This window comes from Streptomyces sp. NPDC004658 (genome assembly GCF_040609555.1).
Classification (GTDB): Bacteria; Actinomycetota; Actinomycetes; order Streptomycetales; family Streptomycetaceae; genus Streptomyces.
In genome coordinates this window covers 1-9,120 of record NZ_JBEXKG010000228.1, presented here as the reverse complement: position 1 = coordinate 9,120, position 9,120 = coordinate 1, and the positions used below count along the sequence as shown (strand labels likewise).

The window sequence follows — 9,120 nt, the reverse complement described above, 5'->3', positions numbered from 1 at the left end:
CCGGGCGCTTCCCTTCGGTCTTGCGTTTCCGACTCTATCAGATCTTTTCTCGATCCGATTTCCTCGGTGCTTTCCAGGTTCCCGCTCTCGCGTTTCCCTTTCCGGCGGTTCCGACTCTATCAGATCCTTTCGGCGTCTGATCCCCAGTCAGCGGGGCTTGTCCTCCCGGCCGTTGGGCCGTTCCGACGTCTCAAACCTTAGCGGATCCGTCCGGCGATTCCCAATCGGGCCGCCGAGTCCCTATTCGAATTGAATTCGGGCACGCCGAAATCAACCCGGAGGGAGGATCGTGCTGAAGGTGTGAGGGGTGCCGCTCGGGGCGGCTGAGGTGTCACCGAAGAACCGTTACGGCTCCGCGGCAACCCGAAGATCTTTACGGATCGGGCAGGGGCGTGTCAACACCCTGCTGTCAAGATCTTTTATGCGGACGTCAGTCCAGGTCCGTGAGCCGGCCGCCGGCGTCCGGCTGGGCGTGCTCCACCCGGCGGAGCAGCCGGGTGAGGACCTCGCCGAGCACCGAGCGCTCGGCGGGGGTGAGGTCCTGGAGCAGGTCCTCCTCGAAGACCGTCGCCAGGCGCATCGCCTCCAGCCACTTCTCGCGGCCCTCGGGCGTCAGCTCCACGATGACGCGGACGCGGTTGGACTCGTCGCGCTCCCGGGTGACCAGCCCCTCGGCGACCATGCGGTCGATCCGGTGGGTCATGGCCGCCGGGGTGAGCCCGAGCCGCTTGGCCAGCTCGCTGGGGCCCATGCGGTAGGGGGCGCCGGAGAGGACCAGTGCCTTGAGGACCTCCCACTCGGCGTTGCTGATGCCGAGGGCGGAGGTCTGGCGGCCGTACGCCACGTTCATCCGCCGGTTGAGGCGGGACAGCGCCGACACGATCTTCTCGACCTGGGGGTCCAGGTCCTGGAACTCGCGCTGGTAGGCGGCGATCTGTTCGTCGAGCGTCGGCTCTGTGACGCCGGGTGTGTCGGCCATGGCCGCAGTATCGCACGGGAGCCCTTTGCCTCGAAGTCCTTGACCATGTACTCTTTAGCTTCGAACTTTAGCTTCGAAGTCTTCAGGTCTAACTAGTGAGAGAGGTGAACGTGACCAGGGCGATGGGCGCAGCGATGCGCCGGATCCACGTGGGCAACGCACTGAGCGCGTTCGGGCTCGGCTTCACCGTCCCCTACCTGTACGTCTATGTGGCGCAGGTGCGGGGGCTGGGAGCCATGACGGCGGGTCTCGTGCTCGCCGTCTTCGCCGTGGCCGCGCTGATCGTGCTGCCGTTCGCCGGGCGGGCGATCGTGCGGCGCGGCCCGCTGCCGGTCCTTCTCGCCGCTCTGGTGACCGCCGCCCTGGGCGCGCTGAGTCTCGGGCTGGCGGGCAGTGCCGCGGCCGTGCTGCTGTCCGCGGCGGCGCTCGGGGCCGGGCAGGCCGTGATGCAGCCGGCGCTGGCGACGATGATCGTGGACTGCTCCTCCGCGGACACGCGCTCGCGTGCGTTCGCGATGCAGTTCTTCCTGCAGAACCTGGGGCTGGGCGTCGGCGGTCTCATCGGCGGCCACCTCGTCGACACCACGCGCGTGTCGTCGTTCACGCTGCTGTTCGCGATCGAGGCGGCGATGTTCCTGCTGCTGGTCGGTGTGCTGGCGACCGTGCGGATGCCGCACTCGCCGCGCCTGGCGGACGCTCCCTCGGGGTCGGCGAAGGGCAGCTGGAAGCAGCTGCTCGGGAACCGGGCGATGGTGCAGCTGTCCGTGCTGGGCTTCGTGATCTTCTTCGCCTGCTACGGCCAGTTCGAGTCGGGGTTGAGCGCGTACGGCGTGGAGGCGGCCGGGATATCCACGTCCGCTCTGGGTACGGCGCTGGCCGCGAACACGCTGATGATCGTCGTCGCTCAGTTCGCCGTGCTGAAGTTCGTGGAGCGGCGCCGGCGGTCCCGGGTCATCGCCGCGGTGGGCCTGATCTGGGCCGTGGCCTGGCTGGCCGCCGGGTACGCGGGACTCGGGCACGGCAGCCAGGAGATGGCGACGGCCGCGTTCGTGTCGACGTACGCGCTGTTCGGGCTGGGCGAGGCGATGCTGTCACCGACGGTCGCGCCGTTGGTCGCCGATCTGGCGCCGGAGGGCATGGCCGGGCAGTACAACTCCGCGTTCGCGCTGGTCAAGCAGCTGGCCCTGGCCGTCGGCCCGGCCGTGGGCGGTCCGCTGGGGGCCTCGCTGCACGGGCCGTACATCGTGACCTTCCTGCTGTTCTCGCTGGGGATCACCGTCCTGGCGCTGCGGCTGGGGCGGCGGCTCACCGCCGTACAGGACCGGCCCTGGCTGGCGCGCGGCACCCGCGTGGTCGCCCGGGGCGGGGCCGCCACGGGACCGGTGCCCGCGGACGCGTGAGTCCGCGGTGCGTCACGGCCGTCACCTCCGGGTGGCGGCCGTCGTCGTGTGCCGGGTGTGCCGGTCAGCGGGTCGCCGTGACGAGGACGGCCGTGAAGGGGAGCGTCGCCGTGCCGTCGGCGGTGACCCGGTCGGCGAGCTGGTCGCGCACCAGGCGGGCCGCACGGGTGAGGGCCTCCTCGCCGCCCGCCTCCCTGATCAGGCCGCCCCAGAGAGTGGCCAGGTGGGCGGGGGCGTAGGCGTCCAGCGGGGGCAGGGCGACGCCGAAGGTGACCTCGCGGTGGGCGGTGTCGCCGTAGCCGGCCGTGCGCAGGGCGGTGGTGAGCCGCTCGGCGGTGCCGGAGAAGGGGCGCGCGAAGTGGCGGGCCGCGTCCGGGCCGCCGTACTCCTCGACGGCTCGCCGCTGGGCGAGGAAGTAGGGCTGGCGGTCGAGGGGCGCCCAGACCGTGGCCGCGAAGCGGCCACCGGGGCGGGTGACGCGGGCGGCCTCGGCGAGACAGGCGTCGAGGTCGGGGAAGAACTGGGCGCCCTGCTGGCAGACGACCGCGTCGAAGGTGGCGTCGGGGTACGGCAGCCGGTCGGCGGCGGCCACGGTGAACTCGATGTCCGGGTAGAGGCGGGGGTGGCGGTCCCGGGCCACCCGGACCATGTCCGGGTCGCTGTCGACGCCGAAGACCCGGCCGGTGGGGCCGACCAGGGGTGCCGCCGCGCGGGCGGTGAAGCCGGTGCCGCAGGCGAGGTCCAGGACGGTGGCCCCGGGGCGCAGGTCCACGGCGTCCAGCAGCTCGCCGACGAACGGCGCCATGATCGGGGCGTGGTAGGTGTCGTAACCCTCGGGGCCCTCGGGCGCGTCGCTCGCTGCGCCGGATCCTTCTGCCATGGTCAGCTTCTAGCACCGGACGGGCGCGTGGCCGGTTTGCCGCGCGGAGGGGCCGGGCGGCCGGTCAGTGCTTTGCCTTCGGCAGGACGAACTCGCACCACACCGCCTTGCCACCGCCGGGGGTGCGACGGCAGCCCCAGTTGGAGGCGATCGTCGCGACGATGGCGATGCCCCGGCCCGACTCGTCGCCGGGTTCGGCGCGGCGGCGCCTCGGCAGGTGGTCGTCGCCGTCGGTGACCTCCACGATGAGGCGGCGGTCGGTGCGGCGCAGGCGGAGCCGCATGGGCGGGGTGCCGTGCTGGAGGCTGTTGGCGACCAGCTCGCTGGTGGCGAGGACGCCGAGGTCGTGCAGTTCGGCGGGGAAGCGCCAGCTGGTGAGGACGCCGGAGGCGAAGGCACGCGCGCGGGGGGCCGCTTCGACGCCGCCGAGGAGTTCGAGGGCCGCGTTGCGGAAGAGGTCGCCGTCGGGGCCCGTCCGCGCGGGGTGCTGGAGGACGAGGACGGCCACGTCGTCGTCGTGGTCGGCGGTGACGCCGGCCGAGCGGACCAGCCGGTCGCAGACGACCTGGGGGCTGCCGGTCGCGCCGGCGAGGGCGCCTTCGAGCGCGGCGATGCCCTCGTCCAGGTCGGCGTCCCGGCGCTCGACCAGGCCGTCGGTGTAGAGGACGGCGGTGGAGCCGGGGCCGAGGGCGATCGAGCCGGAGGAGTGCATCCAGCCGCCGGTGCCGAGCGGCGGGCCGGTGGGTTCGTCGGCGCGGGAGACCGTGCCGTTCTCGTCGCGGACCAGGATCGGCAGGTGGCCGGCGGAGGCGTACACCAGGCGGCCCTCGTTGGGGTCGTGGACGGCGTAGACGCAGGTGGCGATCTGGTTGGCGTCGATCTCGGCGGCGAGGCCGTCGAGGAGTTGCAGGACCTCGTGCGGGGGCAGGTCGAGGCGGGCGTAGGCGCGGACGGCCGTGCGCAGCTGGCCCATGACGGCCGCGGCCCGCACCCCGCGGCCCATGACGTCGCCGATGACGAGGGCGGTCCGGCCGCCGCCGAGGGTGATCACGTCGTACCAGTCGCCGCCGACCGCGGCCTCGGTGCCGCCGGGCTGGTAGGTGGCGGCGATGCGCAGGTCGTCGGGCTGTTCCAGTTCCTGCGGGAGCAGGGAGCGCTGGAGGGTGACGGCGGTCTCGCGCTGGCGGCGCTCGCTGGCGCGCAGGCGCTCGGCGGCCTCGGCGTGGTCGGTGACGTCCGTGGCGAAGACGAGCACGCCGGCGTCGCGGTCGCCGTCCTCGGCGACGGGGGTGCAGGTGAAGGTGTACGAGCGGCCGTCGACGGCCTTGCGCGACTTCAGGGTGCGTGGCTTGCCGCTGCGCAGCACCTGGTCGAGCAGCGGGAGCAGGCCCAGTTCGGCGAGTTCGGGCAGGGCCTCGCGGGCCGCCGCGCCGGGGGCTCGGGTGCCGAAGGCCGTCGTGTAGGCGTCGTTGACGTAGGCGATGCGGTGCTCGGGGCCGTGCACGAGGGCGACGAGGGCCGGGACGCGGTCCAGGACGTCACGCGCGGGCAGTTCGTCGACGGCGGACACCAGGGGTGTGCCGTCGGCGGGCTGTTCGGCGCGGGCCGCGGGCACGGAGCCTTCCCCCCTCCGGTCCGGGGAGACCGCCGTGTCGGTCCGCGCGGCGGCGCGGCGCTGCGTACCGGGGAGCCGGGCGCTCCAGCGCGTGAAGTTCACTTGGGGAAAGCCTCGTGGGTGCTAGGGCGGGCGGGTGCCCGTCCGACGTCGTAGGGCAGTCTGTCAGGGAGCGGGCCGCGGCGGGCGACAACCGTCAGACGCCGGGGTGGGCCGTGGAGTTCCTGAGTCCGGTCAGGACGACCCCTTCGGGTCGTCGGAGGGGCTGTGAGGAGGCTTTCCACCGGCCGCGAGTTCGAACTCCGCACGGGGATGTTCGAGCGAACCGAGCGAGACGATCTCCCGTTTGAAGAGCCCGGCGAGGGTCCATTCGGCGAGCACCCGGGCCTTGCGGTTGACGGTGGGCACCCTGCTGAGGTGGTACGCGCGGTGCATGAACCACGCGGGGTAGCCCTTCAGCCTGCGCCCGTAGACCTGCGCCACGCCCTTGTGCAGGCCGAGGGAGGCGACCGAGCCGACGTACTTGTGCGCGTACGTCTCCAGGGGCTCGCCGCGCAGGGAGTGGACGATGTTGTCGCCGAGGACCCTGGCCTGGCGGACCGCGTGCTGGGCGTTGGGCGCGGTCTCGGTGCCGGCTTCGGCGGCCGTGACGTCGGGTACGGCGGCGGCGTCGCCGGCGGCCCAGGCGTGCTCGGTGCCGTCGACGGTGAGCTGGGCGGTGCAGCGCAGCCGGCCGCGGTCGGTGCGCGGCAGGCCGGTGGCGGCGATCAGCGGGTGCGGTTTGACGCCGGCCGTCCACACGACCGTACGGGTCGGGAAGCGCTGGCCGTCGCTGAGCACGGCCACGCGGTCGGCGCAGGACTCCAGGCGGGTGTCCAGCAGCACCTGGATGTTGCGGCGGCGCAGCTGGGTGACGGTGTAGCGGCCCAGCTCGGGGCCGACCTCGGGGAGGATGCGGTCGGTGGCCTCCACGAGGATCCACTTCATGTCCTCGGGGCGGAGGTTGTGGTAGTAGCGCGCGGTGTAGCGGGCCATGTCCTCCAGCTCGCCGAGGGCCTCGACGCCCGCGTAGCCGCCGCCGACGAAGACGAAGGTGAGGGCGGCGTCGCGGACGGCCGGGTCGCGGGTGGAGGAGGCGATGTCCATCTGCTCGATGACGTGGTTGCGCAGGCCGATGGCCTCCTCGACGGTCTTGAAGCCGATGCCGTACTCGGCGAGGCCGGGGATGGGCAGGGCGCGGGAGACCGAGCCGGGGGCGAGCACGAGTTCGTCGTAGCCGAGGAGTTCGGTGGTGCCCTCCTCGGCGGTGGCGAGGGTGGTGACGGCGGCGGTGCGTACGCCGTGGTCGACGGAGGTGACCTCGCCGACGACGACGTGGCAGTGGGGCAGGACGCGGCGCAGCGGTACGACGACATGGCGCGGGGAGATCGAGCCCGCGGCGGCCTCGGGGAGGAACGGCTGGTACGTCATGTAGGGATCGGGGGTGACGACGGTGATGTCGACCTCGCCCCGCCTCAGCTCGGCCTTCAGCTTCCGCTGGAGGCGCAGGGCCGTGTACATCCCGACGTAGCCGCCGCCGACAACCAGAATGCGCGCACGTTCCTTCACCATCCCATGACGCACCCGGCGCTGGTGTTTGTCCACAGCCCCGGCAATTTGTGTGACCGGCGGCCGGGTGTGCGCACGGCGGGCCGTGGCGTCCGTGCAGGACGAAAGGGGGCAGGTCAGCGGGGGCGGGCGAGAGGGTGCGAAGGGCGGGAATCGGGACGTACGCACCCCGTACTCCGATCGGGGGGCGCACTGTGCGGAACCTGCCCCTTCTGAATTGACTTCCTCTCAACTATGTTCGTGTGTCGACGGGGTGTAGGGAATGTGGTCGAACTGGTCCGCGACGGGCGGATCCGGTCGGGACCGATGCCGCTTCCGCGCACCTCGCGTTCAGTGGCGGGGAGTCTCCGGGGGGAGACGTCATTACCGGGGGAAACACATGCATGTTCAGGACACGCATTGGGCATCGGCTGCTGCCGTCGCGCCCGGCGGCAAAGCGATGAACGCGGCGGTGGGCAACGGACGCGCGGACGCGGCGCGGACGACCCCGCTGCGGGTGGACGCACAGCGCAACCTGGAGCACGTGCTGCGTGCGGCGCGTGAGGTGTTCGGCGAGCTGGGCTACGGCGCGCCGATGGAGGATGTGGCGCGGCGGGCCCGGGTCGGGGTCGGCACGGTGTACCGGCGCTTTCCCAGCAAGGACGTGCTGGTCCGGCGGATCGCCGAGGAGGAGACGGCCCGGCTGACCGAGCAGGCCCGTGCGGCGCTCGGTCAGGAGGACGAGCCGTGGTCGGCGCTGTCGCGGTTCCTGCGGACCTCCGTGGCGTCGGGGGCGGGGCGGTTGCTGCCGCCGCAGGTGCTGCGGGTGGGCTCCGCCGGTCCGGGTGAGCCGGGCACGGCCGATGAGGCGGTCGTCCTCGCCGGGGAGGCCCGGGTGCCTCAGCAGCGGGTGCAGCCGGGCAGCGGTGAGCTGCGGCTCGTGGCGGAGGAGGCCGCGGTGGCCGACGACGCCGGGGCCGGGGCGCTGCTCGACGTGGTCGGACAGTTGGTGGACCGGGCCCGGGCCGCGGGTGAGCTGCGGGCGGACGTGTCCGTGGGTGACGTGCTGCTGGTGATCGCCACGGCGGCGCCGTCGCTGCCCGACGCGGCGCAGCAGGCGGCGGCGTCCGCGCGGCTGCTCGACATCCTGCTGGAGGGGCTGCGGTCCCGGCCGTAGACCGTCCCGCCACTCGGCTTCGCCCTCGGGGGCGTTCCGTTTCCCACCCGCACCGGCCGCGCGGTCGGTGCGGGTGGCCTTTCTGCGGCACGAAAGCGCTGTCGGCGGGTGCCGGGTGGGCGGGGCGTGGGGCTGTGGTGGGGGTGCTCACGCAGTCCCATGGCTCGTGGCTCTTTCTCGCGGCGGCCGGCCGTTCGACGGATGTTCGGAGGACGGTGGGGACAAGTGCGCTCGGATGAGTGGATGGCGTCCGAGCGGGGGCTTCGGGACAGTCCGGTGTGGCAGGCTGAGGCGTGACGGGTTGGGCTGAGCCGGGGTCGGGGGCTGTCCGCGATGGGCGTTGACGGGTGGGGCGGGTCGCGCGGCGACGACGCGGACGCCGAGACTCGGGGGTCGGCCTCACCCCAGGTTCCGCACCAGGGCGGGCGGCCGGCCCGCTCCGGCGCGGCCCGTGACGGGAACGTGCCCGCCCAGCGTGAGGGAGGCGGGCTGCCGCCGCGCCGGGACACACCGCCCGCCGACGCCGAGCTGATCGCGCGGATGCGCGGCGGCGACGACTCCGCCTACGAGGAGCTGTACCGACGGCACGCCGACGCGGTACGGCGCTACGCCCGCACCTGCTGCCGGGACGGGCACACCGCCGACGACCTCACCGCCGAGGTGTTCGCGCGGATGCTGCAAGCGGTGCGGGGCGGGTCCGGGCCCGAACACGCCGTACGGGCCTACCTGCTGACCTCCGTCCGACGCGTCGCCGCCCACTGGACGAAGTCCGCCCGGCGGGAGCAACTCGTCGACGACTTCGCCCTCTTCGCCCAGCAGGCCGCCGGGGCCAAGCAAACCTCCGACGACACCGCGTTCATCGGCTCCTCCGCGGCGGACCTCGGTCTCGGCGCCGACGTGCGCGCCCTGCACGAGGCCGAACAGTCCCTGGCGATGCGGGCCTTCCGCTCACTGCCCGAGCGCTGGCAGGCCGTGCTGTGGCACACCGAGGTGGAGGACGAGTCCCCGAGCGAGGTGGCCGTCCTGTTCGGGCTGGACGCCAACGGCACCCGCGTGCTCGCCAGCCGCGCCCGCGAGGGGCTGAGGCAGGCGTACCTCCAGGCCCACGTCAGCGCCGCCCTCACCCGAGACGAGGAGTGCGCCCGCTACGCCGACCAGCTCGGCGGCTACGCCCGCCGCAAGCTGCGCGTCCGCGCCGAACGGGGCCTGCGCAAGCACCTGGAGGAGTGCGCCAGGTGCCGGCTGGCGGCGGCGCAGATCGAGGAGCTCGCGAGCGGTATCCCCGCTGTCGTCCCGGTCGCGGTCATCGGCTGGTTCGGGGCCGCCGGGTACGCCAAGGCCCTCGGGATCGTGGCCGGCGGCGCCGGGGTGGGTGCGGCGGGCGCCGCCGCCACGGCCGGTGGCTCCCCGCCGAGAAGAAGATCGTCTTCGCCTACGCCAACAGCGAGGCCGGCCAGAAGCGCAAGGTCGCCATCGAGGACG

General features: G+C 73.2%; 7 protein-coding genes. 3 read left to right on the top strand and 4 right to left on the bottom strand.

Going from position 1 to position 9,120, the window contains the following annotated elements; translation table 11 throughout:
* Nucleotides 1-430: 430 nt before the first annotated feature.
* Complete coding sequence (locus tag ABZV94_RS37985; RefSeq protein WP_356348990.1) at nt 431-979, bottom strand: MarR family transcriptional regulator; 549 nt, start codon at nt 977-979, stop codon at nt 431-433.
* A 110-nt stretch (nt 980-1,089) separates the two neighbouring features.
* Between ABZV94_RS37985 and ABZV94_RS37980 the strand changes: the two genes are divergently transcribed.
* Entirely contained in the window at nt 1,090-2,379 is a 1,290-nt protein-coding gene (locus ABZV94_RS37980; RefSeq protein WP_356348993.1) for an MFS transporter, read from the top strand.
* Between the two features lie 64 nt (nt 2,380-2,443).
* On the opposite strand, the gene ABZV94_RS37975 is transcribed toward ABZV94_RS37980, so the two are convergent.
* The 3 genes from ABZV94_RS37975 to ABZV94_RS37965 form a co-directional block, all read right to left on the bottom strand.
* Entirely contained in the window at nt 2,444-3,259 is an 816-nt protein-coding gene (locus ABZV94_RS37975) for a methyltransferase domain-containing protein (RefSeq protein ID WP_356348988.1), read from the bottom strand.
* 64 nt (nt 3,260-3,323) lie between these two features.
* Nucleotides 3,324-4,976 carry a SpoIIE family protein phosphatase gene (locus ABZV94_RS37970; RefSeq protein ID WP_356348987.1) on the bottom strand — a complete coding sequence of 551 codons (1,653 nt, stop codon included), beginning with the start codon at nt 4,974-4,976 and terminating at the stop codon, nt 3,324-3,326.
* Nucleotides 4,977-5,108: 132 nt separating this feature from the next.
* Entirely contained in the window at nt 5,109-6,485 is a 1,377-nt protein-coding gene (locus ABZV94_RS37965; protein ID WP_356348984.1) for an NAD(P)/FAD-dependent oxidoreductase, read from the bottom strand.
* A gap of 376 nt (nt 6,486-6,861) precedes the next feature.
* Between ABZV94_RS37965 and ABZV94_RS37960 the strand changes: the two genes are divergently transcribed.
* Nucleotides 6,862-7,638 (top strand): helix-turn-helix domain-containing protein, encoded by a 777-nt coding sequence (locus tag ABZV94_RS37960; RefSeq protein WP_356348982.1) that lies wholly within the window; start codon nt 6,862-6,864, stop codon nt 7,636-7,638.
* A gap of 333 nt (nt 7,639-7,971) precedes the next feature.
* Nucleotides 7,972-9,120: sigma-70 family RNA polymerase sigma factor (locus ABZV94_RS37955; protein ID WP_356348979.1), on the top strand; the 1,149-nt coding region annotated here is incomplete at its 3' end.

Bases quoted from the DNA above. Each gene is read 5' to 3' on its own strand.
- ABZV94_RS37975 (WP_356348988.1), bottom strand. From the start codon at position 3,259: ATGGCAGAAGGATCCGGCGCAGCGAGCGACGCGCCCGAGGGCCCCGAG.
- ABZV94_RS37960 (WP_356348982.1), top strand. From the start codon at position 6,862: ATGCATGTTCAGGACACGCATTGGGCATCGGCTGCTGCCGTCGCGCCC.
- ABZV94_RS37965 (WP_356348984.1), bottom strand. From the start codon at position 6,485: ATGGTGAAGGAACGTGCGCGCATTCTGGTTGTCGGCGGCGGCTACGTC.
- ABZV94_RS37985 (WP_356348990.1), bottom strand. From the start codon at position 979: ATGGCCGACACACCCGGCGTCACAGAGCCGACGCTCGACGAACAGATC.